At 67.0% G+C, this 1,404-nt stretch carries 1 protein-coding gene; it reads right to left on the bottom strand.

The window, feature by feature from the left end; genetic code table 11:
* Positions 1-479 precede the first annotated feature (479 nt).
* The coding region (locus A6A05_RS03510) for an IS110 family RNA-guided transposase (RefSeq protein ID WP_068497513.1) at positions 480-1,404 on the bottom strand (925 nt) is incomplete at its 5' end.

Here is a 1,404-nt window from a genome sequence, read left to right as displayed (position 1 = left end):
TTCTGGGATTTCCTGGGAGACCGCCTCGGCGCCGCTGTCGGAAACGCCGTGCCGGGACTCCCCTCGCTGATCGCCGCCCGCTACGCCGCCTGATCGCCCGGACTTTTGCCCCAGTTACGCAACACGTGGATACGCGGGTCAAGCCCGCGCATGACGACAATGGGCGCGAAGACGCCGAACCGGCATTTTTCCGCAGCCTGTTCTCATGTTCGCTGTCAATGGATTTGGTCAGGCGTTTCCGCCCTGGATGCGCCCAGGCGCTAGATTTCGGTGCGGTGCCCACGGCAGGAGGCGGGGCCAAAGACGACGGTTGAGCAAGCTCTCATACGCGGGTTGGATACCGCATGACCGTGGTTTCGTCTTGGGGCTGCCTCGGTCTAAAGGGCGAGCGTCGGCAATGCCGGCTCATAACAGGGCACGAGGATTCCCCACCGCGCCCCGCCTCCAGCCATGGGCACCGATATGGCGGCCGACCCGGCTCAGGCGGCCGGTTTGACCTCCACTTGCCGAGCGATCGCCCACAAAAAGCCGACCATCTCGCGGGCGATGGCGGTGGTGACCACCACCTTGGCCTTGCCCGCCGCCGCCAGCCGGCGATAACGGGCACACAGCCGAACCTGGGCCTTCCAGGCGATGTCGCGGATGGCCTGGGGCAGGTTTTCGTTGCGGTCGTGCAGTTTGCGGCTGATACGGGCCTGCATGCGATAGGTCCAGGCGCCTTCGATCAGCGCCCGCCGGGCCAGGGCGTTGCCAGCCTTGGTGATGCCGCCGCGCCGCACTGTGTTGCCGCTGGAATGCTCGGACGGCACCAGCCCGAGATAGGCCATCAACTGGCGCGGATTGTCGAAGCGGGAGAAGTCACCGACCTCGGCGGCGACCGTCACCGCCACGATGAAGGCGACGCCCCGCATGGCTTGCAAGGCCTCGACCACCGGGGCCATCGACCAGTTCGGCACCAGGTCCTCGATCTGCTGGGGCAAGCGGGTGACCCGCGCCTCGGCATCGGTGACCGCGTGGATGTAGTCCTGCAACACCACCTGCTGAGCAGGATGCTCGAAGTGCACCATGGTCAGCCAGCGCCGGTAGGCCAGCGTCCAGCCCCGCTTGCCAGCGTAAACGCGGCCATGCCGCAGCAGGAAGCCTTGCAGATGCTGCCGTGCTTTGCCCAGTACCCTGACCGCCGTTGCGCGCGCCCGGATTAGGTCGCGCATCGCCTCATGGGCGCCATCCGGCACCCACACCGCCGTCAGCTCGCCAGCCCGGTGCAGCTTGGCCAACATCACGGCGTCGCGGCGGTCGGTTTTCACGCGGTCGCCAGCCTTCATCAGAATCAGCGAGGGCGCCACCACCATGCAGTCGTGGCCCAAAGCGGTCAGTTGCCGGTGCAGGCCGTAGCCGCAGGGG

The organism is Magnetospirillum moscoviense (genome assembly GCF_001650635.1).
Taxonomy (GTDB): Bacteria; Pseudomonadota; Alphaproteobacteria; order Rhodospirillales; family Magnetospirillaceae; genus Magnetospirillum; species Magnetospirillum moscoviense.
This window is presented reverse-complemented; position numbering and strand designations above follow the sequence as displayed.